Origin of the sequence: Sporofaciens musculi (genome assembly GCF_009830285.1) — a bacterium.
Classification (GTDB): domain Bacteria; phylum Bacillota; class Clostridia; order Lachnospirales; family Lachnospiraceae; genus Sporofaciens; species Sporofaciens musculi.
On sequence record NZ_WUQX01000001.1, the window covers coordinates 3,734,946 to 3,761,605 of the forward strand.

The following is a 26,660-nucleotide window of genomic DNA, read 5'->3' on the forward strand; positions in this document are numbered from 1 at the left end:
AAATACAACCAGACTGAACATGGATGGTGGAAATTCCCTTGTTATTTCACACCCATGGTGTTCACAGTAACATTCCCTTCACCTTTTCAGGACATCGTGATAATCGTAATATCATCATCGTCATCATCGTCATCATTATCGTCATTACTGCTCTTACGGACAGCCTTACTGCTCTTTGGTTTTTCCGTTTCTTCATCTTCCTCCTCCAGAATCCTTCTGGCCTTCTCTACCTCTGATTCTCTGGAAACCTGCCCCTTCATCCGTTCTGCATATACTCTTTCATTCTTTCCAATCTTACGGGACTGCATCATGAACTGAATCCAGATTCCGATAAATGCCGCTGCCGCGCTGATTCCATAACCCACCCAGATATTTCCTGTAATACCCAGTAAGGCTGCGGCGGCAGTTCCCACCGATAATCCTCCTGATATACCTGTAATGATAACTACCACCAGCTCTGGTTTTATCACGGCAAACACCGCCATCAAAAGCGCCGCAAAAACACTGACTCCAAGTACAATCATTGCCTGGGTGATATCTTTGATTCCAGGCAGAAGCAACGATGCAGCAATGCCTGTCGTATGCAAAAGAACTACAAAAAAGATACCAAGCTTGCGCACCCCACAGCAAAATACAGCCATAACAACCGTACAGAGCAATATTGTAACCGGTATCATAGTTCCGGAAAATCCCAATCCAAGAGCAGCCCCTGTACCAATCCCACTCCCGATTACCAGGCCTGCAAACACTGACAGCACTCTTACCAGCTTGAGTCCAAAGCAGCAGATTAAAACACCGACAATAAGCATTACAATCTGTATTACTACCGCCATCTGCATGATTCTTGACAGAACCAAATCCGCCTGCCCGTCAGATATCATCGGCAAATTTATTCCCATCATCCACGCTTGATCCATATCCTTCGTCTCCTTTGACTTAAATAACACGGCTCCTAATATATTATATCCAAAAAAACTGCCGCACCCCCATGCAACAGTCTTTTTCCATCCCTATTCGTACAACGCAACTGCCCCTGTCTCCGTCTCATTCACAACATAATATACGGCATTTTCCTCAGGCTTAATATATAATTCCATCGACTTAATATCCTTCTCAGCTTTGCCGGAATTTGTCCACGCTCTCTTGACATTCTCAATAATATCCTGCTCACTAATCTGTTTTCCGTAGTGTTCAACGATCGCATTCACTTTAAGAGCTTTTCTGGAGGCCGTCCTCTTTGTGGTTGTTTCCTTCTTTACAGTCTCCTTCTTTGCCGCTGCTCTCTTTGCTGTCGTCTCCTTCTTCGTCGTTTCTTTCTTTGTCGTCGCTTTTTTTGCCGTTGTTTCCTTCTTTACGGTCGCTCTTGCGGATGTCTTCTTCTCAGGTGTCTTCTTCTCAGGCGCTTTTGTTTCTTCTTTCTTCTCTGCAGCAGCCTCAACCGGCTTAGCTGCAGCTTTCACTGGCTTTTCTGCTGGTTCTGCTTTCTCTGTCTCAGACTTAACTTTCTCTGTCTGACCGACTGTAACGGGTGTCTCCTTGACGGCTTCCTCCCCAGTCTTTTTTACAGTTTTGGTTTTCTTAGTTTCAGATATTGCACTTCTTGTAGCCATTTTAATTCCTCCTAATTTCTCCTAAGCCTCGTCACCGAGTCGTGATTATTATAACACATTCTTCCAGAAATGCAATCAGAATCGTGCTTTCACAGTGTTTTCGTACACATTTCACATAAGAAGCTCAAGAAAGAGGCCCGCGGCTACAGCAATCGCAAATAAAATTCCGATTACCCTTACATTCTCCCATCTGTCTTGATTCACTTTACACAATACCGCCAGGCCGACGCCCGCACCTGTGCACAATCCTGCAATCACTGAAGCATAGGATATGGCCCCTCCAAGATACAACTGAGTCAGAAGCACCGAAGCGGCACAATTCGGAAGCAATCCCACAAAAGCGGCGAACACAGGCTGAAGCATGCTGTCCCCTAGAAGGAAGGCTGACAACCTCTCTATTCCAAAAACCTCCACACAAAGGTTCAATATGCCGGTAAATCCAAAGAGATATAAGAACAGCTTAGCTGTATGCCCGCACGCCGAGCTCACAATCCCTTTCTCCTCGTTATGCTCCTGCCATACCTTTGGAAGTTTTCCACTTTCCTTTGGCAATGATATTCGCTCAGCTAAAAACCAGTCTGTCAAATATCCAGCCACAACCGCAATCAAAACCTTCGCCGCCAAAAGAGGCGCTATAATCCTCAGCCCATCAGGATTGCCTAGCATAATTAGGATTGCCTCGTCAGAAGTCGCGATAAAGACTGACAAGAGTGTTCCCACTGAGATGATTCCGCCGGCATAGAAGTTCGCCGCCATAATAGAAAAACCACATTGAGGAATGCATCCAAATAACGCTCCTGCCACCGGTCCTGCTTTCCCTACTCTTAGAAGTATCTTCTCCGGAAAAGCTTTGGAATATTTCTCTAAAGCTTCAATCAAAAGGAATGCCACAAACAAGTATGGCAGCATCTTCAGGCAATCCATACTGGTATCTGCCAGAATATCTCCAATCATCTACCTTTATTCTCCCCGATACATCATCTCAAGCACATCAGAAGTTTCCTTCATTCCGAGTCTGCTTACATTCAAAAGAAGCTGGTGGGATAATGGACTTCCCCACTCAAGCCCTGTGTGGGATTCATAATAATATTTCCGCTCACGGTCTATTCTCTTAATCTTGTCTGCCGCTTTTTTCTCAGACAAGTCATATCTGTCTGCAATCCTTTGGATTCTGTCCTCCAACTCTGCACAGATAAATACATCCAGACACTTAGGCGTATCTTTCAGGATGTAGCTGGCACATCTTCCTACAATCACACAAGGGCCTCTGCCAGCAAGCTTGCGGATAATCTCCGCCTGCAATTCATACACCTGCTCATTCAAAGGCTGTGTGTACTCATCTGACCGGATCGAATCCCTGTACTCCATCGGCGCAATCACATATCCTGTGAGGAAACTGTTCAGCGTCGTCTCGTCTACCGCCCTTGCCGTCTCCTCCCTGATATCAAGCTTTTCAGCCGCCATTCTCACCAGATTATTGTCATACAACGGAATATCAAGCCTTGTAGCAAGCATATTGCCAATCTCATGCCCGCCGCTTCCAAACTGGCGTCCAATGGTAATAATCTTATGTCCTGCCATTTTACATCCTCCCTTCCTGCTATTTACATTATACCTCTTTTTTCCAATAAAATTCCAAAAATTGTTATGTTTATTGTTCTGTCATGCGGACATTCTCTGTCTCAATCAAATACCCCTTCTCCCTCAGCATACCTTCAATCAGATTAAGAGTCTCCTCCCTGTCAGCAAGGATCTTATGGTAATGATAATTGGATGTAATATTTTTAAGAGGGCTGGATTTACCACTGTGGATATCCTCCATGAATTCAGCAACTCTTCTGCGGGAATCAATATTTAATTCTGCCTCAATATGCCCGTATACACGATGGTTGATCATTACATTCTTCACCATTCCCCCTAAGTCTATGATCGAGCACAGTTCATCCTCAAGCTGTTCATCCGTATGCTGTACCTTAAAAACCCTGCTTGCCGCCTTTGCTGTATTCAGTATATATCCCCTGTTTGTGGAGATAATATCATATCCTGCAGCACGCAGCAGCGCGATATCCTGAACAATCACCTGCCGGCTCACGTGATAAAGAGCAGCCAGCTTCGTACCCGATAGCGGACATGTACTCCTTTGTATTTGCAAGATGACATCCTCTCTTCTGTCCAAACCTGTCATGACCCCTCTCCTCCTTCAAGATATGAATACTCTGTACCTAACCTCCGGATTATGACAAGGCATGAAGGTTCTTTAAAGATATATCCAATATGGGCGCGGAGTGAGTCAATGCACCGCTGGAAATATAATCCACTCCAAGAGACACCAGACGTCCGATATTCTCCTTGGTCACATTTCCCGAACATTCCGTCTCGGCCCGCCCGTCGATAAAGCTAATCGCTCTTTGCATCTCCTCGGCAGACATGTTATCCAGCATAATAATATCTGCACCTGCCTCTACGGCTTCCTTAACCATATCAAAATTCTCTACCTCTACCTCAATCTTTCTGACAAAAGGCGCATACTCCTTTGCCATCTGTACTGCTTTCGTAACGCTTCCTGCCGCGCCGATATGGTTGTCCTTCAGAAGCACGCCGTCCGACAGATTATATCTGTGATTATATCCTCCGCCGACGCGGACTGCGTACTTCTCAAAGATTCGCATATTAGGCGTGGTTTTTCTGGTATCCAAAAGCTTGGTTTTGCTTCCCTTAAGAAGCTCTGCTACAGAATGAGTGTAGGTCGCGATTCCGCTCATACGCTGAAGATAGTTAAGCGCAACCCGTTCACCGGACAAGAGCACACGAATATCTCCCTTCACCTTGCCCATCAACTGCCCGTTCTTCACCTCATCCCCATCTTTGCAGTAGAACTCTGCCTCTGTATCATGAGCCAGAAGCTTGAATACTCTCTCAAATACCTCCAGCCCCGCTATAATCCCATCCTGTTTACAAATCAGGTCTACTTCTCCTTCTACCGCCTCCTTCATTACGGAATTGGTCGTCACGTCTTCACTGGAAATATCCTCTCTCAGAGCCTCCAATATTAGTTGATCTGCCTGAAGAGTCATTGTTATCTTATTCATTTTTATCATTCTCCTTTCGTCCTATCTGTGTCTATAATCATTTGAGCGGCCCGTCCGGCAAAGACTAGGCTCTCAAGCAGCGAATTACTTGCCAGCCGATTCGCGCCATGGACACCGTTACAACTGGTTTCACCTACTGCATAAAGCTTCTCCATAGACGTTCTGCTGTGGGAATCCACCCAGATGCCACCCATGAAATAATGCTGTGCAGGCACTACCGGAATCCATTCCTTCAGCACATCATATCCCTCCTCCAGACAATGCTGGCAGATATTGGGAAAATGTTTCAGAATCTTATCTTTTTTTATGGGCTCCATAGAAAGCCAAACATGGTCTGTACCTTCTGCTTTCATCTGTTCACGAATCGCTTTCGTTACTACATCCCTTGGAAGCAGTTCATCCACAAACCTCTCCTTCTTCCCATTATACAGCACAGCCCCCTCTCCCCGAACTGATTCGGAAATCAGAAACCTTCGTCCTGGCTTTTCAGAATAGAGGGTCGTAGGATGTATCTGTACATAATCCAGATTCTCCAGACGTATCCCGTGAACCTTCGCAATCTCAATCGCGTCGCCTGTCAGATGGGGATAATTCGTAGAATGTTGGTAACTGCCGCCAATGCCTCCTGTCGCCAGAATCGTATACCTGGCATATATGCTATATTCCTTTCTGTCATACCACGTGATGCTTGTTTCCAACGTATGCTTTGGGGAGAACTCCTCCTCCTTTGCATCCTTCCAAATATCCCTTACATCCTCAGCCAGAACGCCCCTGCATGCGCCGTCCTCTACTATGATATCCGTCATCGCAGTATATTCATAAAGCGTCACATTGGGAAGCTCTCTCACTCGGCTAAGCAGCGTACCGGTAATCTCTTTCCCTGTAATGTCCTCATGAAACAGAATCCGCGGCCTGGAATGTGCGCCTTCTCTGGTATAGACGAATTCTCCGTCCTCCTGTTCAAATCTGACCCCGTACTCAACCAGATCCTGAATCACTGGCCTGGAGCCTCGAATCATAATATCCACCGATTCCCTGCGGTTCTCATAATGCCCTGCCTTCATTGTGTCTTCAAAATAACTGTCATAGTCCTCGTCATCTCTCTGTACACAGATTCCGCCCTGGGCAAGAAAGGAATCGCTGCTTTCGGCATCTGATTTCGTAAGCATCACAATCTGCATATCCCTTGGAAGCTTCAACGCACTGTATAGACCGGCGACTCCGCATCCTACTATCACAACATCTGTATGTATATCCATTTTTTTCGTCCTCCGTCGGAAAACTGCAAAACAACAAAGTTTTTACAGCTTGCCTTCTTTGCAAATATTACTTTGCAAGCTCTAACATCTTCTCAAGAGGTTTTACCGAACCCTCTCGAAGCGCTTCTGTAACCTGAATCTCATTTCCGCCATTTTTCAAGACATCCCTGACCTTCATAAGCGTAATCTTCTTCATATCATGGCAAACTGGCTCCGTCTCTGTAAAGTAAAACTTCTTTTCTGGATTCTGTCTTTCAAGCTCAAATCGGACTCCATTTTCTGTACAAATAATAAACTCCTGGCAGTCATCCTTCCCTGCATAAGCTATGATTCCTGATGTGCTTCCAATATAATCCGACATATCCCGTACTGCCTTAGGACATTCCGGATGGGTCAGAATCTTTGCATTGGGATGCAGCTCTTTTTCCTTCTGAATCTCCTTAACCTGTATTTCTTCATGAACCGGACAATACCCTTCATTATACACAAAATTCTTTTCCGGCACCTGCTTTGCCACAAAATGTGCAAGATTCCTGTCTGGTATAAAGAAAATGTTCTGATTTGGAAGCGCTTTCACAATCTTTACTGCATTTGCCGAAGTCACGCAGACATCGGAGTGTCTCTTTAACTCGGCTGTAGAATTAATATAGCAAACGACTGCCAGATCCTCGTATTCTTCCCGCATCCTCTTTATTGTCTCAGCATCGGCCATATGCGCCATTGCACAATCCGCAGAAGCATCCGGCATCAGCACCAGCTTCTTTGGATTCAGAATCTTTGCGCTCTCCCCCATAAAGGATACCCCGCAGAACACAATCGTCTGCTCTTTTAAATCTACCGCAACCTTACTTAGATAGTAAGAATCTCCTACATAATCCGCAATCTCCTGAATCTCAGGATTTACATAATAGTGTGCCAGGATGACCGCATTCTTCTCTTTTTTTAGCTCCTGGATTTCTTCTGTAATATTCATGACATCTTGTCTCCTTTTTCCAAACTAACACTATTATATCACTGTATGGTACATATGACAAGACATATGAATTTACAAATACACTTACAAACATATGACAAGTTAGTGTTCTCACCCATGGTGTTCACAGTAACTATGACAATACGCCTACCTGTGGTTTACAGAAACAGTTCTATCCTTCTCATACGCAGTTTATTCAGCAATCCCCGCTGCTCATCGATTAATTCACAAATACATCGGTCTGATTCTGTGCAGTCTTCAAGCATATATTCTAGCCTTAATTCATAATCATTCATTGCTCTGTCTTCATCTTCCTCCTCCTTTAGAGCCTTCCTTCGCTCTTGTATACATTCCTCCTGCCAAATTTTTTGATTCTTCTTTAATTCTTCTGCCCTTCCCACAAATAAACTGCCTCCTTCTAAGCCAGGAGAATATAAACCTCCATTCCCAATATATCAGAATACTCTTTTTCCTTCTCCCCTTTGACTTTATCCAAATATTCACATTTCTCTGTCATATGCTCATTCAAAAGAAGATTGCCGGATGCGTCATATTCCATAACATTCGCTATCTCCAATACCAGCGCCTGATTGGGAATCACCGGTTTTCTTCCTTGAACCTCTGAATATAAAAATCTCCTTTTGTCTTCCCAATCCTTCGGATTCCTGACCCTGATTACCTCCTGGCAGGTCTTCTCAACCATCTTCTGAAGCTCGTCCGTCACAAAGGGCTTACCACTATACAGTTTCTCCTTCAAAAGTTCTATCTGATCTTCCTTCAGATACTCGATATAAAGATTATTCCTAAGCCAGATAAACTCAAGCCTCATGGTAGATTCTTTCTCATACAACTCCTGCTCCCTCTGCCTCCTGCTTGCAAATCCCAGACTACTCTTCTTAAGCTCATCCTCCAATTTCCCAATATCCAGTTCCTTCAACAGAAGTGCATCCAGATTGGCTCTGTATATTGCCTGTAGACACAGATAATACACATCAAGGCTTTCCCCCTTTATCAGTCCCTTTTCTTTACACAGCTTATGATTATAACGATAAATGTATGGATTTTCCCATACCTCCTTTGGAGTCGGTACATATACACCGCCATCAAACAAATCTTGACGCATCTCTTTCTCCTTTTCCTCATATTCCCATTTTGTTACCGTTTCTTTTTGACGCTCACACAAGCTTAACCATCCGATTACACATAAAAACAGGATAAACAATATTCCCCAAAGTACGACGGTTCTTCTTTTCATTGCAGTTCACCTATATTCTCAAACCGAACAGACTGAATTCTGATATATGCATCTCTTAAGCGGTTCTTCTCTGGAGATATAAAATCCGAATCCTCCGGAGAAATATAATAGAGTTCTCCCCAGGACGACACCTGGATTCTTCCGTCATCGGTAAGCCCTGTCACAACCATGGCATGGCCTCCGTCCATTTGAACAGGCTCCCCTTGTGCATCCTCCATCCTTACCGGACACGTACTAATGATAACCCGATTCCCCAGTTCGGCTTCCTCTTTACATCTTAGATATACCTCGTCTGTCTGGCATTTTATATTCTCAATCTTCACTTTTTTCCCATACCCTGCCATATATCTCTCAAAACGATACACCCTGTCCTCCATTGTCGTCCCCCATCCTATGGTCACCGAAGGATCTTCCTCCTCATCATAGATATCATAGTCCTGCCACATATTCCACACCTTTCTATGGTTGTCACTGGCACAGTAAAGATCTACAATCAGCCGGTTATAGTTTACATATGTAGTGCCGCTTCGATTTTCTAAAAAGAGGGGAAATCCAAAGAGCGTTTCAAACTCATCCTCCTTTCTCCTGTATTCATCCACAATAATATTGGCAAAGGCCACATATCCGCACCCCTCGCTGTTTAACTTTATCAATAAATCCTCAATTTCTTCGTCAGAATAATTCTCATACTCCTCATAGCCATGGACAATCTCTCGGATAAATTCTCGGTCAGACGCCATCCCCCTTCTCCACAAGGTATAAGGTCCATTCTGCTCTCCTCCCTTATCCCCAAATCCCATTGCCAGACGAACGCCCGCATTTTTAATCTGCCTTCTCCAAATACTGTTTTGCTGCGGCATATAGGCTCCCTTTTGAAATGCGCCCGTCATCTGTGACAAGCCCGTTTGTATCCAACCGCTGATTCCTTCACTGTCTGTAAACAAATGGCTGGTTCTTGCCCCTATCTCATCAAATATTTCCGTCTTCTCTCTCCAGCGCTCATATAATCTCTGGCTGTTTTCTGCCAAACGGCTATATTGATTTGCTTTAAATCCATAATATGCCTGGGAAAAAGCCTCCTGTGTGACTGCCATCCGGTTTCTGTACAAAGCCTCACCCGCCAGATAGCTTTCTTTCATGTTTAAGGCATTCTCCATCTGACGAAATATATTCTCCCCATCCAGCGTCTCGCTGCCCACAAGCTCACTAAGGCTTTGAAAGTCTGCCGCATCCGCACCATTGGCAATCTCCATGGCCTCAAGGATAATCTTATAATCCTCAAGCTGCTGCTTTAAAGCCTCAAAAGATTCGCTCTCAATCTCCCTGTCCTGGGCAAACTGCATAATACTATTGCCGGCAGTCTTTAGGGCCTTACCGTCCTCTTTCATACGGCGTACTGCTTTCATACACTGATTTTTCATGGCTTCAGGATTCAGATAATCACTTCTCTGCATAAAATGCACCTCCTATGGTCTTACTGTAATCACAGGATACCTGCTTCCGTTTTTCTCAAATTCCCCCAGCATCCTGTCAAACTCTTCAAATGCCACATTTAGACTCCTGATATTTTCTGCCTCCAAATCAAGCAGCGTTCCAAGACGGAAGATTTCGTCCTGTGCCCTGCTATATGCCCTCTTTCCCTTAGCGTTGGCAGGAAGAGTCGTCCGCATATCCTGGGGAACTAGCGGTACACTTTGCAGATAAACCGCAGCGCTTTTTACTCCCATTGCATCTTCCTTCGCTTTTTCATGATTAATATGTATTCCCTCTGCCATTTTCCTGCTTCTCCTCTCTGTCACCCTCAAATTCTTTGCCCTGAGCATACCTTGGAAGGCAAACCCGCCGATAGACACCGTTTTTAAACAGCAGCCCTTCCCCTGACCTGGGATATTCACGCATACTTGGAACAGGAAAGATTGGCACAACTCCCTGGGAGCTTAACACAAGCCCGTTTGACGCCTGACGAACTAGCTTATCCATTCCGCTCATTCCCCTGGATTTTGCGGCGTGGACCGTTATAATACAAACAATTCCAAGCGTCAAGCCCTCCCTGATCATACAAGCCGCTCTGTCTGTATCTGCGCCAAGCAGCTCAGTAAAATCCTCCAAATCATCAATCAGAATGGTACAAACCGGCAATTCCTCTGCCAGCTTCTTTGGACTTACTCCCGAACACTCTTTCAGCTTCTTTTTCACTAACCTTCTCCTGCACTCAAGCTCATCTGACATCTCTGTTATAAAACCTTCTGTCTCTTTTTTCCCTTCCACATATAAGACATTTGACGCCTGACGGTAGTAATATAATTCCATTCCTTTTCCGTCAAATATATAGGTTCTGCCCTGGGAAACCGCCTGGTCTGCCAGCACTCGCAATATATTCGTCTTTCCTGTCCCTGTATTTCCTATGATAACAAACATGCCTGCCGATGAATGAAACCCTCTCGCTGTCACCTCCTCCACGTCTAACCCCACCAGGTACCCCTGAACCTGGTCTGCGTATTCCTTTAACATGTATGAGAAAAATACCTGGGGCAGTACAGGAATATGGGGCGCTTCTTTTCCATGAGCCTCTTTTCTAATTTCCTGAATCAAATTTTTCAATTTCTTACTGTATGCTGCTTTGTCTTTACAGGGAACCATGGCATAAATCTGCGCTTCATGTACAAGTTCGCCGCTTACCAGCACACGGCCTTTGATCTCCGTCTGTTTCAAAGCTGATCTTCCCACTGTCAAAACTGCTTCATTCTCATCAAATACATAGCCTGCTATCTTTTTTTTGAAGTTAATCAACGTTGCCTGTCGAATTGCATTTACTCTTACCGCAGTAACAATCGTATAGATTCCAAGACCGGCGCCATCCCGCGTAAGTTTTGTAAAGAACTCCTCCTCCTCAATTCCTGCCTCTTTCACAACGTCAAACTGATCCACCGCCACAATCAAAAAGCTTAAGGGCTTCCCCGACATTTCCCCATATGCTTCCATTGAAGGAGCCGCGTATTTCGCAAACAACTTTTTTCTGGCTGCAAGTTCTTCTGTCATAAGCTTCTTAAACTTTATGTATCGTTCTTCATCGGCAAGAGAAATGTATTCCGCCGTATGAGGTATTTCCTTTAAAGGCAGACATCCATGATTCCCATAGTCCAGAATATAAAAATGCAAGTCGTCTACATCATAGGAAATTGCAAGGCTTGTCAGTACTGTTGTCAAAAATACAGTCTTTCCAAAGCCTGGGGACGCCACATATAACAGATTCCCCTCTTTTTCAAAATCATGCTCTAACTCCTTTTGCTCCTGCTGTTCAGGCAAATCCATTTTCCCAATCCGCACCCATATATTCCGATCCTCTTTTCCTCCTGAAGCCTCTGATTCCTCACCGGCTCTTTCCCTTTTATCTCCCACTATTCCCTTTTTCATCTTACTGCCCTTATTTACATAGGGGCTAAGAAGTATCCTGCCAAGTGGCGGCAGCCATGGACTTTTCACCTCTTCAATCTCATTTTTTACAGCCTCCTTACGAATATACTCAATTACCACCTCAAGCTGTGTCTTACGCGCCTGGTATTCTTCCCTGCTGCCGCTTAAGTCCTGGTCAAGTAATTCCCCTTGTCCCAAGCTATTGACCACACAGACATGGTCGTCATCTGCCCTGTCTTCTTCACTTCCCTCTCTATATGCCTCACCGCTTAGAGCTGACTGGAATAACTCATAAATCTCATTATTTCCAACCTTAAGATATGCCCTTCCAGGCAGAGTGATGCCTGCCGCATCCCCTGTCCCAAGAATCTCTTTACTGTCATTTTCACTCTGAACCTTCATGCAGAGTTTAAATCTGCTGTTGCTGACAATCTGCTCGTCTACCACACCGGCCGGCTTCTGCGTCGCCAAAATAAGGTGAACACCAAGGCTTCTTCCAATACGTGCCGCAGTAACAAGCTCTTTCATGAAATCCGGCTGTTCCTTTTTTAATTCCGCAAATTCATCACTGATGATGAAGATGTGCGGGATTGGCTCTAAGACCTGTCCCTCCTTAAATAACCGCATGTATCCGTTAATATGGTTGACCTGAAAACTTCTGAATATCCGCTGCCTTCGGGACAACTCGGCCTTCACAGAAATCAATGCCCTCATACTCCCTGGTCCGTCCAGATTCGTGATGGTTCCCAGATGATGGGGAAGCCGCCGAAACAGATTCGCCATGCCTCCTCCCTTGTAATCAATCAGTAAAAACCCTACTTCATGGGGATGAAAATTCACGGCCAATGACAGAATATAACTCTGGAGCAGCTCCGATTTTCCAGAGCCTGTGGTTCCCGCCACGATTCCGTGAGGGCCATGCGCCTTCTCATGAAGGTTGAGATACAAGATGTCGCCTGCTGAGCGCATTCCAATCGGAACGGACAGCGACTTGTGGGACTGACTCTCCCTCCACCTTCTTCGGACATTAAGCTCTCTTGGATGTACAATCCCATATAGCTGAAAAAAACTGACCTTTTTAGGGATAAAGCTGGCTGCTCCCTGCTCATGCTTTAGCACACTTAGGTCTCTTGCCATCCATTCAAAATCAATTTTCTCTGCCATATACAGACTAAGCTTTTGCTTCACGTACTCTCTTACATCCAAAAGCAGCGTTCCCTCCCTAAAGCTCTCTAACACTAGAACCGTCCCAATATATTCCGGAAGATTAGCGCGTATATCGCTTGTGTAAATCATAGAAAAGCCCAGTTCTTCTCCATTCATGGCCAGATATTCCATAATCCCATGGTTCACGATCAAAGAAGGCTCATCCACAAGAAACAGGTAATGGGGCAGATGCTGCAGTTCCTCCTTTCCCTCCCTGCGTTCTTTTAATATCTGGGCCATTCCCCCAAGCACAATCTCCCTGGTTCTCTCTGAGTGGACCATCCCTAATACATTCATGGACGGAATACGCATATGGGGAAGCCAGCGCATCCATGAAAACTCCTCCTCGTATTCCTCGTCATAGACGACGATCATCCGAAGATCATGATAACTGTGGAAGAATGCAATCTGGATTGTCAGTATCTTTATCTGCTGATGTAAAGCCCCCTTCTCTCCAAGTATCCCAAGATGCGCCTTTTTCAAATCAATGACTCTTGGCCGTTCAATCATAGAATATCTTTTCCGAAGTCTTTTAACCGCCTCTGTAAGCCTATCTCCTTCTGCATCCCAGGCTGTCTCCTTCCCTTCAATCTGAAATCCTGTCCTTCCCCAAAATCGGCCGGCCGACAGAGTCAGGAAATCATCATCTGAAGCAAGCCTTTCATAAATCCGGCTGTCATATTCTCCTACCATTCTTGCTAAATCGCTGACATCTGGATATTGATAAGCATACACCTCCTGCTCACGCTCATAGACTGCTGCAATCTCCTTCTGTCTGCGCCACAGATACCTCATATAACGTTCTTCCTGCTCTTTATTCTTTTTCTTTCTCTCCCTTTTTTCCTCCACATATTGAGCTGCGGAAAATACTGCTGTCATCCCTGTCGCTGCCGAAGAAACCAACAGATACATTCCCCGCCCCATCAATAATCCGATGCCAAGGGTTACTGCCGTCATTGCCAAAGGCGGCAATACAGCCATGAATAATCCCCTTTTCTTCCCTTTTTCTTCTTCTTTTGGAAGCTCAATCAAAAATCTTTCGTCAGACGGTCGTTTAAGAAGCCTTGGAGAACGTTTATAGACAGGAAAATCCTCCGGCTTCTGCGGCAGAGAACATTCCAAAAGCTGCGTTGTATAGGCGGTAAAAGCCCCCTTAACCGAAATCCATTCTTCCCACACCACGATCTTTACATTCTTTAAAAACAGAATGTCTCCCGTCTGCAATATGGAATCCTTCAAAAGCTGCCTCTGATTCAAATACAGATGATCTTCTCCTCTCACCTCGGCAAATAGCTGCATTCCCTTGATATAAAAACGGCTTTTCAGCCCATGTACCTGTAATAACGCCTCCCTGCCTGGGGATATAGTGACACATGCCCTGCGTTTAAATATATGTTCTTCCCCGCCAAGCAGGAATATCTGTCTTCCGTCTCGAAATAGCCAAATATTTTCCTTATACTTCTTCACATTTTCCGGTACCGGATACTCAAAATAGCCGTCTTTGGTCTGTGTAAGCAGATACTTCATAAACAAACCTCCTGCCCTATATTCCTAATTTTCCTGCAAGTTCTTCAATCTCCTTTATTAACTCCTGCTTTCTATTATTTTTTTCCTCACCGGATAATTCTTCGTCCCCCTCCAACTGGCGCAGCTCCTGCATATATGCATATAGCAAAAGCTGGTCGTCTGACATCTTCATGGCAATCTCCTGGGCCTCCCTAATCTCAAGGCGTCCCAGATAAAGCCAGTAATCCAGTACATTTTCATTGGAATGATAAGTAACTTTGCTTAGAATATTTTCCTTATCTCTTACACTAAACGTATCCACAGCCTGCCCCTGAATATAGGCAGTCGCAAGCATATACTTTCCGGCGCGGTCAAGGTCGTCAATCTCAAATCCCCGCAAAGCATCAATCATTGCAATATAATCCCTTTGGAGGTAAGCGTCCTCGGCTGCCCTTAGCTTCTGCTGCCTTGGCATATACCACGCGAAGCTGTAGAATGCGGCAAGTGACAGACAAAACAACAGAACAAAAGATGCCGCGCTATATCTGACCAAGCGCTTATATTTCCGGATTTCCACCTTCTTCATATATTTTTTCTCATTCTCCAACAGACGATTGTATTCCTCTAATAATATTTTTTTCGTTTCCTGCACCGTCTCTGCTTCAAAGAAAACAGCATGTTTATCCTGCATTTTCAGAAGCTCCATCCCGCTGTACAGGTAATCTTCATATGAATGAGCGCCCTCCAGAAGATAACCAATCAAAGCCTGATACTGTCTTAAAAAATTCTTTCTTCGATTCTTACTCTCATCCCCAATAATATCTCTGTTCCTCACACGTACTCTGCCAAGAACATCATAATACAGATTCTCCGGTTCAAGCGAAAATTCATAGTCCTCATAGACTTCCTCAAGGTCTGCTGCCTGTAATAAAGCCCCAAGCTGATTAAGCCTGTCCTCCTCCTTTAGTTTTTCAAAACCCTGCATTCTTCTCAGATCAAAGCTCATACAGACTGTCTCTTTTTCTTCCTCCACCTTACATGGGAGAAACAGATAATTTTCCTCCTCTAACCTCTTAAAATCATATATGGTCTTTGCAGATATTTCGTTCTTCTGCAATCGAAGCTTCATAACTGCCCTCCCTCTTTGTCTCTATTGAAATCTAAGAATATCTCCGGTATAAATCCCTCCCTGCCAAAAAGTAAGCAAGGAATTCACATATGTCTTTTGGCGCATGGAGTACACTGTAAGCTGCCCGCTGCCTTCAACCGGTGAAAAAAAGCCGGTTTTTAAAAGCCTCTGATACACCTCATAGATTCTTTGCTCAGGCTTCACCATAACATCTATCTTTTTGCAGCCTGCAATAAATGTCAGTATCACTTTTCTGCCCTCTTATTTTCTTTTTTACAGCGGCAGGTAATTCTCTTTTCCAAAAGGAATAAAAAGACTCCCGCCGCCATCCATGAGACCACATATCCTGGCATAAATATTTCCGAAGCCTCTGGCCTGGCTTGTCCTAATGCTGACAAGCCAGACGTCTCCTTTTTTGGCCCATCCCGAAAAATCTGGCGGCGGATTCTCCAAAGCCTTTCCTCCACGCCGTCTGGCCCCTTCACCTCAAATACCTCCTGCCGAACTTGCTTCAACATCTGTCTATCCTTTATATGGCCCTCCTTTGCCCTTTCCTGTGTATCTGGGGCAAAGACAGGGAGCTCATACAAATCGCTCAGAGGAGTCTGGCTGTTTTCTCCTTCATCCCCATCAAGGCCCGCTACATTCGGGTCAAGCCTTATATCGCTGCTTCTGTCCACAGCTTCTATCCACGATTCATAGCGCCTGCAGCCCTATCAAACTCTGCATACTGCTGCGCATTCATCACCACGCCCTGCCCTATGGCGCTAATCAGCTCACGCATAGCCTCAAAACTCGGAGCCATCTCCGCAACTCTGGCGGCGAAGCCCTGGTAACCGCTTCCTTCCCACAATTCCGGCAGTTGACGGTTTACCACATCATTCAGATAATTTTGCAGAGCCGTAACATCCTCCACATGACTTCCAATGGCCTGGCCTCTTGCAATCACATCCTCGGTATTCATCCTAATACTCATAACAATGGTTCCTCCTTCTAAAAATATTTTTCTCCCCTTAATTGGCCGATTTATCTACCGCACTTATGGGGTTTGCTATAAACTGGTAGACTCGTGTGTACTCCGCGCTTCCAAGCCTTGTGTACGGAAGTTTTAATGAAAAACTCCTAAGAATCCTCTGATTCATAGCGCTGTTCTTCTCTTTAACTTCCTTTGCAAAGCTAAGCCCTTCCTCGATCGCCTTTTCAGCTTCCTGCTTCACCTCTGCTGCATGCTTCTGAAATCCGTCTGCATATTCTCTGGAAGTGGCAGCAATTTTTTGTGCATATTCCATAAATGCCTGATTGTTTTCCAATAAAGCGTTCTGCATATTTCTGTGATTTTCCTTCAACTCCTGAATACTCTGCAAACGAAACAGGCTGTTCATCTGGGGATGGAAAGCGGCAAGCTGCTCATGATATAGGGAAACTGCCAAGAGCTCATCCTCATATCTCTGCTGAAATTCCTTCTTTGCTTGATCTGCATTGGCTTCCATGGGATTTACATATTCTGCTCTGATTATCTCTATGATGCTTTCCATATCAGGTTCCTCTGCCTGCTCTAATTCTGCGAGAAGATAATCCAGCTCTTGATTTTGCTCTGTCAAGAAGGGAAGCACCAAACTGGGCTGTTCACCGGAATCTAAAACAGGCTGCTTCTGTTCATCATAGAGAATTTCGATTCTATTTGACTGCTCAAAACTCTTGATGAATTCCTCTTGATTATCTCTAAGTCTTTTCAAATGCTCAATTATCATCTTCTTGTCTAACATGTTCTCTGACTGCCTCTTTAATTCTGTACGCAGCCGTTCCTCTGCCTTCTTAGCAATCTCCTCTCCGTTCTGGTCAACCAGAAGATTAAGCCCTCCCACCTGTTCGGTCAGCTCCTTCAGAGACTCTGACAATGTATTTTTTCCTTCGTTTAAAGAAGCGATGTTCGTTTGGATATTCTGGATACAATTCTCGTACTGCGCATCCAAAGACTCTGCCAGCATAACGCTTTGAGCCGTATAGAAAGAAATGTCCAAAAGCTCTGGTTTAGCTTCATCCATCGGCATCTGGGGCGATTTTGCAAGCGTCACCAATTCTTGAGTCCGGATTTTTTCTATGGCTCTTATATCCTCCAAATCATTTTCCATTACATACTCCGCCTGATCCTGGGCATCATGAAACTCTCTCAATATATTGTCCACATACATATAGCTCAAATAGTTATTCAATGAATCGATATAACTCCATACATTGTAGAGAAGCTCATACTGCCTCTTGCCGGAATAAGATTGATTGACTGCATACTCCAACCTGGAAACCTGGGGTGACGCGTTAATGCTCTCAACATTTTGGGAAAATGTGGCCGGAATGATTACGTAAGCCCCGTATCTTCCCGTCTCAAGTCCGTATCTTGCAGCCTCCAGAGACGAGTACTCAAAATCCATACTAGGAAACCTTGACAGTCTCTCCCCATAGTTCACCCGTCCTTCCCTTCCAGACACACCTTCATCCAGGTTGACTACTGCAATCTTATTAGACTCTTTTGTTTCTCTTTTGTCAGACACTGCATAGACCTTTTGTTTTGCAGTATTGCTGGAATTCCCAAACCGATTCCCTGCTATACCGAAGGCTGCCGCTGCTAATATAAACGTAAAAAATATGACGATTCTCTTATAATTCATCTTCTCCTTCCTTTTTCAATTCTTTTCTTTTACATGGGTTTCTTTGGAATTGAAGGGCTCTGAACGAAACCTCCAATACAGACTGATAAAATATCTGATCTGAATAAAAAAATGATTCATATGATGTGTTGAACAACACTATATGTATGTGAGTCATATCATACAGGATTCTTGCCTTTTTGTCAATGATTCCTGGTATTATTTGAGTACATTTGTTCGACATATTTCGACAAAAATAGAGGTATTCCTGCTGCCAAACAGGTGAATACCTCTATCTTAATTCTTTATTCTACCTTTAAATCCACCATCTGCTGTGGAGCCTCTGCTTTACTCATCTGATAAGCCGCCCGCGCCTTAGCACGCTTCACCTTCAATGCCTCCGGTGTGGTCTCAGCCTCCATACGGGTCATCTCCCGCTCTTGGGAAAGCTTCCTGATATCCTTTTCTGCCGCAGCAGCCCTGGCCATATCTTCTCCCGAAACAGAACCTCCTTTGGCTTCCGTCTTCTCTGCCGATATGCCATCTGCTTCCTCTACAGCTTCGTCTTCGCGATCAGTCTTCTCTGTCGGCTCCTTAATGCCAAGCTCCTTCTCTTTCGCTTCCTTAAGATCCTTCTCCGCTTTTAAGCGCTCTGCCTCTGTCGGAAGCTTCTCGTATTCTCCGCTCTCCACAAATTCCTGAGTCGTCGTCTGCAAAGCCTGATTCTTACGGTGTTCCTGCATAACCAGCTCAAACTTCTTCTCCTCCGGTATCACCGGATTATTCATAATACTGTTCACCGCACTCAAAGAAGTTGCCGTGTGGGCCATCTTCACACGCTCAACCTCCTCCTTAGTCTTACACTTCTTAAGCTCCTTCTCGTAATTCTTCTGCTCTGACTCGATGGATTTTACCCGCTGATAGGTCTGGGGATCGTGCTTCCTAAGATAATCCATTTCTTCCGCCGTCAATTTTTGACCGCTATTGAGCTTCAAATCAATCTGCTTGGAGAGCTGGTCAGAACCGTCGGCCCTGGACTGCCTAATCTCCTCTGCCTGCCGTCTTGTAAGGTCATTGTCTAACTTCATGCTTCCATCCGCAGTAAAATCGCTGGAATCCTGCTTCTTCTGCCACTTCATCTGCATTTCCATATTACGCGTATATACATTAAGGGACTGGACCGTAAAAAAATTCACTTGAAAACACCTCTCTTTCTAAAACTACAAACTACTATACCCTTGTATCCACAGACGCCCTTTTAAGCGTATTGCCTGACTGCCTAAGGCCAGCCTCCACGGATTCTCTTGTAATCCCATCCAAAGCGCCATGCCTCACAGGTCTTCCAATCTCCCAGCTTGGATCTGCTTTCCTTGCAGCCTCCAAAAATGCCTGCCTGTATGCCCTCTCATACTGCTCCATGGTATATCCTGCCGCCAGCCGGTCATTCTTGGTAACCTTCCGGTACATGTTGGTATATACATCCGACCGCTTGGTTGTGTCACCGTTCAAAACTCCATTCTCCCGCAGGAACTCCTTCTTTGTCTGCTCAAACATCTCATCCCTACTGCTCTCCGGAATAGAAATAATCCGTTTCCGGCTGCTTTCGTTGGCATCTGTTACCAACAGACCCGCTAGTCCTGTAGTCGGGTCGATATAATCTCCGTCCTTATCGTAACATCTCATAGAATTCTTAATTGCCTGTACATTCGTAAACATTGCGCCATTTCCGTTCTTCTGCATCTCCCGCATTGCAGCCTTGTACTGGTTACTGCTTGTATCAATACCCGCCGCCTTTAACTGGGCCTGTACAGAACTGCTTCCAATCTCCGATAAGCGGAAGCTGCCCAGCAAATTTCCGCCGGATACACCCGCTATCCCGAATGTTTGCTGTAATAAATAACTATAATCTATAATTCTTGCCATAAAGAAGCCTCCCTTCGGCTGTAATCTCTTACATGTATTCAAATGTACTGCAATGCACGTAATAAATTTACATATTTTTATATCGGCAGAAATACAGGAAAACTTAACCAATATGGGGAATGCAAAAACTGCAGACCATATACATGATCCACAGTTTCCAGCGTAACAAATCACTGTTAAAATGTTATCTGACCACTTAAAACTTTATCCAAGCGTCACATCCAGAATCATCATCACCAGAAATCCGACGATAAATCCAAGGGTTCCTGACTTTTCATCCTCCCCGTCGCACGCCTCAGGAATCAACTCCTGAACGACCACATAGATCATCGCGCCTGCCGCCAGCGATAAGAACCAAGGCATCCCCTTTCGTACCGCACCTGCAAGGGCTGCGGCAGCCACGCCGAAAATTGGCTCAACTACAGCCGACATACTTCCGAATAAAAACGCTTTCTTCTTGCTGAATCCATTTTGAATCAGCGGAAGGGCAACCGCCGTTCCCTCCGGAAAATTCTGAATAGCAATCCCCACCGCCAATGCGATCGCCCCCGACAAAAGCGCAGGCTCCTTTGGATTCTGAGCCGCCAGTGCAAATGCAAGCCCAATAGCCATTCCTTCCGGAATATTATGGGCCGTAATCGCCATAACAAGCATAGCGGTATTCTTCTGAACTCGAAGCTTCTCCCATCTTCCAATCAGATAATCCGCCAGCAGAAGTAGTATCACACCAAGCAGGAAACCGCCTGTTATGACCAGCCAGCTTACCTGCCCGTTCTCCTCTGCAAATTCAATTCCCGGAAGCAGCAGGGACCACACGGAGGCTGCAACCATCACGCCTCCGGCAAACCCTAAAAATCCTCTTTGAAGCCTCCCGCCCATATCCTTCTTTACAAAGAATACGCCTGCCGCACCAAGGGTTGTTACGGAAAATGTAAGTAATGTCCCTAAAAACGTCCATAAGATTCCATTCATATTTTTCACCTCATCTTCAATATACGGCGAAAATATTAAATGGTTCCTCCTGCAAATACCTTCATGGAGGCTTCTTCCTCAAACTGTTTGGAATATAGCTCATAATAATATCCCTTTTCTCTCAAAAGCTCCTTATGAGTTCCCTGCTCGATAATCTTTCCATCCTTCACCACCAAAATCAAATCTGCCTGCCGGATGGTTGACAGTCTGTGTGCAATGATAAATGAAGTGTGCCCCCGAAGGAGCCGCCCTGTTGCCTGCTGAAGCAACTGTTCTGTATGGGTATCAATAGAGGAGGTGGCCTCATCCAGCACAAAGATTGACGGGTTCGCCAGGATTGCCCTTGCAAATGAAATCAACTGCTTTTCTCCGGTAGAAAGCCTTCCGCCGCTCTCTCCCACATCGCTGTCATATCCCTTCTCAAGCTTCATCACCACCTCGTCTGCCGATACATTCCTCGCTGCTTCCTCAATCTCTTCATCCGTTGCATCCAGACGCCCATACCGGATATTTTCCCGCACTGTCCCTGAAAACAGATGGGGATTCTGAAGTACATATCCAATCTGACTGTGAAGCCACAACTGGGAACGTTCCCGATAATCCACTCCGTCAATCAGGATACGGCCATAGGTCGGCTCAAAGAAACGCCCCACAAGATTCACAAGGGTTGACTTACCCGCTCCTGTCTCACCAACAATCGCCACATTCATACCCGCAGGCACATGGAGACTGAAATGCTCCAGCACAAATTCTTTGCCGTCTGGATATCGAAAGGAAACATCCTCGAACACAATATCCCCCTTTATCTTCTCCCAATTCTCCTTCTTCGGATGGAAGGCATCCCCGTATTTCTTAATAACCTCTGCCTTGTCCACCACATTCGGCTCCTGCTCTAAAAGGTCCATCACCCGCTCAATATTGGCCTGACAGGAAATCAGCTCAGCCAGAAGCCTGGCAAGCTGCTGGATTGGCTCGAAGATAATAACTGCATAGGAGATAAATACAGACAGAGTCCCAAGCCTCATGATTTCCTCCTTCACCATATATCCCCCCTGGGCCAGCACCACAGCAGCCGCCACAGAACCAAACAGCAGAATGGTTGGGATATAGACTGCATTCAGCCTGGCAGAACGGACAGAAGCCCTGTACATCTCCGACGTCCTCTCAAAAAACGCTTTCTCGTTATCCCTCTCAATCACCATGCTTTTAGAGGTCTTAACCCCCGTAATCCCTTCGTTGTATGCACTGGTAATCTGTGAATTAATCTTTCTTACCTTACGGTTCCAGTGAAGAATCCTGTTCTGAAAATAAACAGTCAAAACAGCGATACAAGGAACGATTAACAGGATAACCAACGCCAGCCTTACATTTAACAAAAACATGATTACAAATACGCTGATTACATAAATCAACGCCCAAAACATGTCCACCAGCCCCCAGGCCACCATGGTTGCAATACGCAGCGTATCGCTCATGACTCTTGCATGGATGTAGCCTACCGGAGTCGTGTTGTAATAGGAGAAGGATAGAGTCTGTAAATGCTCAAACTGTGCCCATTTTAAATCCTTTCCCACATTCATCTCAATGGTGGTGGCTGCCCGAACAGAAAAGTAGACGCTCATTGTCTGGATTACGATGACAGCCACATAAGCCGCCGCAAACCTCCATATGCCTTCTAAGCTTTCCACCGTAATAAAATGGTCGATTGCATAACTCTGAAACAGGGGTACCACCACGTCAATCCCTGCAAGAAAGATGTTAAACCCTAACGTGATTGCGAAAAACTTTCGGTAAGGCTTGAAAAACGGCAGCATTTTCCCCCAGACCCTGAAGCTGAAGGGTTTGTTATATTCTTGTTCTTCATATGCCGCCATCTAACCCACCTCCACTTTCCTTCTGTCATCCTGGCTCATCTGTATCTCGTAAATCTGCTGGTACAGACCGCCGCTTTTAATCAGTTCATGATGAGTCCCCATCTCCTCAATACAGCCGTGATTCAGCACCAAAATCTGGTCTGCTCCCATAAGGGTAGTAATCCTGTGGGAAATCAAAATCACGGTCGCCTCCTTCATGTATTTCTCCAGCGCTTTCCGAATCTTGGCATCCGTCTGTGAATCCACGGCAGACAAAGAATCGTCAAACACCATCACAGGCGTTTTTTGAAGCAGCATCCTGGCAATCGCCACCCGCTGGCGCTGTCCTCCGGAAAGAGTGACTCCCCTCTCGCCCACCAATGTTTCATATCCGTCCGGAAAGCTCATAATCCCATCATCAATACTGGCAATCTTAGCCGCCTTGCGAATCTCATCCCACTGTGGCTTTCCACAGGCCGCCCCGATATTCTCCTTAATGGTTCGGGAATACAGAAACGGCTCTTGTAGCACCATTCCAACCTGTCCCCGAAGCTTTTCAAGAGGAATTTTGCGGATATCCTTTCCGCCAATCCGTATACTTCCTTTCCCCTCCTCAAGCTCATACAGCCGTGTCAGTAACTGTACAATCGTAGATTTACCGCTTCCTGTCCCGCCAAGAATACCAAAGGTACACCCTTTAGGGATACAAAAATCAATATCCTTTAAAACTTCTTTTCCGTTCTCATAACCGAAATACACATGGTCAAACCTAATATCATAATCCTCCGACTGTTCAATAAGGGCTGCGTCTTCCTCCACAGCCTCATTTTCACATGTCTCCTCCTTAGCTCGTATAATGTAATCCACACGCTCAAAGGAGACGCCCGCCTTACTCATATCTGAAAGGATTCTGCCAAGTCCACGAATCGGCCATACAAGAGTTGTATTGTAGGAGGCAAATGCCACAAACTCTCCAACAGAAATATTTCCCTGTACTGCTTCCACTGTCCCCAGTACAATGACCGTCACTACTTGAAGCCCTGTAATCAAATCACCCACTCCCCAGTAAAGGCCAGACAAGGTTCCAAGCCGAATCCACAGCTTCGCAAAAATATCATTCTTCTCCTGAAACCGCTCCATCTCAAACCGTTCCCGCCCGAAGGCCCGCACCACACGGACTCCGGTTGCGTTTTCCTGTACCACAGTGGACAGCTCGCCCTCAGCTTCATCGGCTTCTATGAACCGTTTCGCGATTAACCGATAAAAAACCGACGAATATATGACTACAATTGGCACAAAGGGCAGTACTGCCAACGATAACCGAGGGTTCATGGACACCATCATGGAAAAATAAATCACAATCAGAAAGACTGTCCGGAATACTTCCAATAATTGCGTCACAACAAAATTGCGGATAACCTCCACATCCGAGGTGCAGCGCTGTATAATATCCCCAGTCTGGTTCTTGTCATGCCAGCTCATAGGAAGCCTCTGCACATGAGCAAACAGCATGTCCCGCATATTTTTGGCAAACGTCTCCCCTGCCAGAGCAGTATTAGAACGGCACACGTATTGGGACAGCCCTGACAGCACAGCCACAGCTACCAAAAACATTGCCAAAATCCATAGATGGTCAGACAGATAACCATACTTTTTCCCGTCAAGGACCGAATCAATACTGAAACGGAAAATCTGGGGTGTCATTGAATTCAAAGCGGTCGTTGTCAAAGAGGCCACAACTGCGATTACAAAGTATTTTTTTGAACCGTCAAAAAACTGACGGATTAGCTGCCATTTTCTATACTTAATCTCAATCCCTTCTCCCTTTTTTATTTCTCCGAACGCATAATCTTTAGCAAAAGCTCTATGTGCTCGGCAATCTTCTCATCCTCCAACTGGTCCACATTGTCTCTTACCTGCTTTAGTCTCGTCTCCTTTTCAATAGCCATCAATTTTGCAAGTACCTTGTCGCTTTGATCCTGGGTTTTCTCATTCCCCTGGGCTGGTTTTTTGACCGTCTGGGTCTTTACACCATTAACCGAAGCTTTGCCTGTCTGGGTCTTAGCCCCCTTAACTGTGGTTTTTCCTGTCTGTGCCTTTTTCGACTTAACCGTAGTTTTTCCTGCCTGTGTCTTTTCATTCTTATCCACAGATTTATTCTTTTTCTTGAACAAATCACATTCCCCCCTTAATTAAATTCCAAATTCAGATACTTCTTAACTATAGCAAAAATTACAATTCCAGACAATGGGCTTTATAGATTTATTTCACTTAAAAATAAACTCTTGTCCAACAGTATAATAGATGCTATAATAACACCGTAATTGTATTGTATCTCATTGAAATGAGAATGATAACAAGGAGGAATTGAATAATGAAAGAACAAAGACATGACACTCGTTGGATGGTCAGTGTTGCACTTATGGCCGCAATCATCATCGTGCTGGCGAATACGCCCCTCGGAATGATACAGCTTCCAATCATTAAGGCGACAACTGTTCATATTCCCGTAATCATCGGTGCGGTTCTCTTAGGTCCATCGGCAGGGGCAATCTTAGGCGCAGTATTCGGTATCTGCTCATTAATCAGCAATACCATGGCACCTACCCTTCTGTCATTTGCCTTCTCCCCCTTTATGAGCACGTCAGGGATATCAGGGGCAATGAAAGCCATATGGATCTCTGTTGGCTGCCGTATTCTGATTGGAGTTGCAGCCGGATGGCTGTGGATTCTCCTTTCCAAATTAAAGGTGAATCAGCTTATTGCACTTCCGATTGTTGGTTTTATCGGCTCGATGGTGAATACTGTGACTGTTATGGGAAGTATTTACCTGCTTTTTGCACAGCAGTACGCCGACGCCAAAGATGTGGCTGTTTCTGCTGTTTGGGGATTAATCATGGGTACTGTTACTGCATCCGGTATTCCGGAGGCCATTGCCGCCGCTATTCTTGTGTTGGCACTGGGCAAGGTTCTGATACAGGTATTCAAAAAGATGGGCGCAGGAATGACAGGCGTTCAAGCCGCAAGGTAGATGGATGGAATTGAGCGTCCAATTTTGACATAAAATAAAAAGTTAAATTAATCACTTGACAAATACCTACATTATGTGATATAAATATCTAGTGTGATTGAGACACATAGGGGATTGGTCAAGTGGTATGATAGGGGTCTCCAAAACCTTTGGCGGGAGTTCGATTCTCTCATCCCCTGTTTTGTTATGTACGTAAGGATGCTCGGAAGCCTTGATTTTAAAGGGTTTGCGAGCATTTTTATTTTTTTAGATTTTGATGATTGGAAAAACTTAATCATACAAATAAAGCCTTTGAAATCTGGAAGATAGTATAATATTGGCTTTATAATATGAAATATGATAAAATCTAAAATAGAAATATTAAACTTAAGAAAAGAATTACAGTAATGGCATTAATAAAATGTGTTGAATGTAATCATGAAGTAAGCGAATTTGCAGAAAGTTGTCCGAACTGCGGTTGCCCCATATCTATATCTAAAAATAAGAAAAATGCTAATAATACATATTCTGTTATCTTAATTTCTTGTGGCGAAAGAAAAGTTAAAATTATTCAACAAGTTAGAAAAATAACAGGATTTGACTTATCGAAAGCCAAAAAAATAGCAGATAATTTATCTTATGTAAAGACAAATTGTTCAGTAGAAGAAGCAAATCAAATTAAAATTTTGTGATAAAATGAAGGTGCAAGTGTAGACATAGTTCCATACGATCCTTCTCAAGAAAAATCATTGAAACTAAACATATTCCTCAAAGTCCTAAAGTTCCCAAATGCCCCAAATGTGATTCAACTGCGAT

Annotated in this window: 26 protein-coding genes and 1 tRNA gene; 3 read left to right on the plus strand and 24 right to left on the minus strand. The window is 44.8% G+C overall.

Annotated elements, in window-relative coordinates; genetic code table 11:
• Positions 1–86: 86 nt before the first annotated feature.
• The 24 genes from GN277_RS18995 to GN277_RS19110 form a co-directional block, all read right to left on the minus strand.
• Positions 87–917, minus strand: coding sequence for a hypothetical protein (locus GN277_RS18995; protein ID WP_159752673.1), 831 nt, complete (start codon positions 915–917; stop codon positions 87–89).
• Positions 918–1,010: 93 nt separating this feature from the next.
• Positions 1,011–1,610 carry a DUF6465 family protein gene (locus GN277_RS19000; RefSeq protein ID WP_159752675.1) on the minus strand — a complete coding sequence of 200 codons (600 nt, stop codon included), beginning with the start codon at positions 1,608–1,610 and terminating at the stop codon, positions 1,011–1,013.
• A 111-nt stretch (positions 1,611–1,721) separates the two neighbouring features.
• A complete protein-coding gene (locus tag GN277_RS19005; RefSeq protein WP_159752677.1) occupies positions 1,722–2,564 on the minus strand; it encodes a putative manganese transporter in 843 nt (280 codons plus the stop codon).
• A gap of 6 nt (positions 2,565–2,570) precedes the next feature.
• Positions 2,571–3,191 carry a cytidylate kinase-like family protein gene (locus GN277_RS19010; protein WP_159752679.1) on the minus strand — a complete coding sequence of 207 codons (621 nt, stop codon included), beginning with the start codon at positions 3,189–3,191 and terminating at the stop codon, positions 2,571–2,573.
• A gap of 70 nt (positions 3,192–3,261) precedes the next feature.
• Positions 3,262–3,795 carry a transcription repressor NadR gene (locus GN277_RS19015; protein WP_159752681.1) on the minus strand — a complete coding sequence of 178 codons (534 nt, stop codon included), beginning with the start codon at positions 3,793–3,795 and terminating at the stop codon, positions 3,262–3,264.
• Positions 3,796–3,844: 49 nt separating this feature from the next.
• The gene (gene nadC / locus GN277_RS19020) at positions 3,845–4,699 is read right to left on the minus strand and encodes a carboxylating nicotinate-nucleotide diphosphorylase (RefSeq protein ID WP_159752683.1); all 855 of its coding nucleotides are present in this window, start codon (positions 4,697–4,699) and stop codon (positions 3,845–3,847) included.
• A gap of 5 nt (positions 4,700–4,704) precedes the next feature.
• Entirely contained in the window at positions 4,705–5,958 is a 1,254-nt protein-coding gene (locus tag GN277_RS19025; protein WP_159752685.1) for an FAD-binding protein, read from the minus strand.
• A 67-nt stretch (positions 5,959–6,025) separates the two neighbouring features.
• Positions 6,026–6,931 (minus strand): quinolinate synthase NadA, encoded by a 906-nt coding sequence (gene nadA, locus GN277_RS19030; protein ID WP_159752687.1) that lies wholly within the window; start codon positions 6,929–6,931, stop codon positions 6,026–6,028.
• A gap of 158 nt (positions 6,932–7,089) precedes the next feature.
• Positions 7,090–7,332, minus strand: a complete 243-nt coding sequence (locus tag GN277_RS19035; protein ID WP_159752689.1) for a hypothetical protein — start codon at positions 7,330–7,332, stop codon at positions 7,090–7,092.
• A 17-nt stretch (positions 7,333–7,349) separates the two neighbouring features.
• On the minus strand, positions 7,350–8,186 hold the full coding sequence (locus GN277_RS19040) for a hypothetical protein (RefSeq protein ID WP_159752691.1): 837 nt from the start codon (positions 8,184–8,186) through the stop codon (positions 7,350–7,352).
• Positions 8,183–9,640: a hypothetical protein gene (locus GN277_RS19045; protein WP_159752693.1), complete on the minus strand. Its 1,458-nt coding sequence runs from the start codon at positions 9,638–9,640 to the stop codon at positions 8,183–8,185. Before GN277_RS19045 ends, GN277_RS19040 begins: the two co-directional genes overlap by 4 nt.
• A gap of 12 nt (positions 9,641–9,652) precedes the next feature.
• Positions 9,653–9,961 (minus strand): TIGR04197 family type VII secretion effector, encoded by a 309-nt coding sequence (locus GN277_RS19050; protein ID WP_159752695.1) that lies wholly within the window; start codon positions 9,959–9,961, stop codon positions 9,653–9,655.
• Positions 9,939–14,333 (minus strand): type VII secretion protein EssC, encoded by a 4,395-nt coding sequence (gene essC, locus GN277_RS19055; RefSeq protein WP_159752697.1) that lies wholly within the window; start codon positions 14,331–14,333, stop codon positions 9,939–9,941. The genes GN277_RS19050 and essC overlap by 23 nt, the downstream gene beginning before the upstream one ends.
• A gap of 16 nt (positions 14,334–14,349) precedes the next feature.
• Complete coding sequence (locus GN277_RS19060; RefSeq protein WP_159752699.1) at positions 14,350–15,441, minus strand: type VII secretion protein EssB/YukC; 1,092 nt, start codon at positions 15,439–15,441, stop codon at positions 14,350–14,352.
• A gap of 21 nt (positions 15,442–15,462) precedes the next feature.
• Positions 15,463–15,690: a hypothetical protein gene (locus tag GN277_RS19065; RefSeq protein WP_159752701.1), complete on the minus strand. Its 228-nt coding sequence runs from the start codon at positions 15,688–15,690 to the stop codon at positions 15,463–15,465.
• On the minus strand, positions 15,687–16,121 hold the full coding sequence (locus GN277_RS19070) for a hypothetical protein (RefSeq protein ID WP_159752703.1): 435 nt from the start codon (positions 16,119–16,121) through the stop codon (positions 15,687–15,689). Before GN277_RS19070 ends, GN277_RS19065 begins: the two co-directional genes overlap by 4 nt.
• A 5-nt stretch (positions 16,122–16,126) precedes the next feature.
• Positions 16,127–16,417, minus strand: a complete 291-nt coding sequence (locus GN277_RS19075; RefSeq protein WP_159752705.1) for a WXG100 family type VII secretion target — start codon at positions 16,415–16,417, stop codon at positions 16,127–16,129.
• Between the two features lie 37 nt (positions 16,418–16,454).
• A complete protein-coding gene (locus GN277_RS19080) occupies positions 16,455–18,107 on the minus strand; it encodes a YhgE/Pip domain-containing protein (protein ID WP_159752707.1) in 1,653 nt (550 codons plus the stop codon).
• Between the two features lie 284 nt (positions 18,108–18,391).
• Complete coding sequence (locus GN277_RS19085) at positions 18,392–19,282, minus strand: hypothetical protein (RefSeq protein ID WP_159752709.1); 891 nt, start codon at positions 19,280–19,282, stop codon at positions 18,392–18,394.
• A 34-nt stretch (positions 19,283–19,316) separates the two neighbouring features.
• Positions 19,317–20,009 carry a DUF3879 family protein gene (locus GN277_RS19090; RefSeq protein ID WP_159752712.1) on the minus strand — a complete coding sequence of 231 codons (693 nt, stop codon included), beginning with the start codon at positions 20,007–20,009 and terminating at the stop codon, positions 19,317–19,319.
• Positions 20,010–20,213: 204 nt separating this feature from the next.
• The gene (locus tag GN277_RS19095; RefSeq protein ID WP_159752714.1) at positions 20,214–20,981 is read right to left on the minus strand and encodes a ZIP family metal transporter; all 768 of its coding nucleotides are present in this window, start codon (positions 20,979–20,981) and stop codon (positions 20,214–20,216) included.
• A 35-nt stretch (positions 20,982–21,016) separates the two neighbouring features.
• Positions 21,017–22,855: an ABC transporter ATP-binding protein gene (locus GN277_RS19100; protein ID WP_159752716.1), complete on the minus strand. Its 1,839-nt coding sequence runs from the start codon at positions 22,853–22,855 to the stop codon at positions 21,017–21,019.
• Positions 22,856–24,538, minus strand: a complete 1,683-nt coding sequence (locus tag GN277_RS19105) for an ABC transporter ATP-binding protein (protein WP_244324986.1) — start codon at positions 24,536–24,538, stop codon at positions 22,856–22,858. It lies immediately after the preceding gene.
• A 125-nt stretch (positions 24,539–24,663) separates the two neighbouring features.
• Complete coding sequence (locus GN277_RS19110; protein ID WP_159752718.1) at positions 24,664–25,008, minus strand: hypothetical protein; 345 nt, start codon at positions 25,006–25,008, stop codon at positions 24,664–24,666.
• 200 nt (positions 25,009–25,208) lie between these two features.
• On the opposite strand from GN277_RS19110, the gene GN277_RS19115 reads away from it, so the two are divergent.
• From GN277_RS19115 to GN277_RS19125, 3 genes are all read left to right on the plus strand, one after another.
• Positions 25,209–25,865 carry an ECF transporter S component gene (locus GN277_RS19115; RefSeq protein WP_159752720.1) on the plus strand — a complete coding sequence of 219 codons (657 nt, stop codon included), beginning with the start codon at positions 25,209–25,211 and terminating at the stop codon, positions 25,863–25,865.
• Positions 25,866–25,973: 108 nt separating this feature from the next.
• Positions 25,974–26,044 (plus strand) — tRNA-Trp (locus tag GN277_RS19120).
• 207 nt (positions 26,045–26,251) lie between these two features.
• Entirely contained in the window at positions 26,252–26,536 is a 285-nt protein-coding gene (locus GN277_RS19125) for a ribosomal protein L7/L12 (RefSeq protein WP_159752722.1), read from the plus strand.
• Positions 26,537–26,660: the final 124 nt, after the last annotated feature.